The sequence below is a fragment of the Pauljensenia sp. UMB6358 genome, from assembly GCF_030216865.1.
Classification (GTDB): Bacteria; Actinomycetota; Actinomycetes; order Actinomycetales; family Actinomycetaceae; genus Pauljensenia; species Pauljensenia turicensis_A.
In genome coordinates this window covers 1-261 of record NZ_JASOMS010000194.1, presented here as the reverse complement: position 1 = coordinate 261, position 261 = coordinate 1, and the positions used below count along the sequence as shown (strand labels likewise).

General features: G+C 64.0%; 1 pseudogene. It reads left to right on the top strand.

The features are described 5' to 3' along the window. A pseudogene (locus QP381_RS09155) lies at positions 1–261 on the top strand (glutamine amidotransferase); the annotation flags it as partial.

Below are 261 nucleotides of genomic sequence, written 5' to 3'. Positions count from 1 at the left end.
CGGGGATTCCGGTAACGCCGTGGTGCTGGCCCAGAGGGCGAACTGGCGGGGTATCCCTGCCGAGGTCGTCCACGTGGGCGTATCCGAAGCCATCCCCTCCGAACTAGACATTTACACCTTGGGCGGGGGCGAAGACATTGCCCAGACTATTGCCTCTAGGCATCTAGCTGGCGACAACGGGTTGAAGCGAGCCATCGAGGCGGGCAAGCCGGTTCTGGCCGTGTGCGCGGCGTTGCAGGTGCTGGGCAACTGGTACTCCGA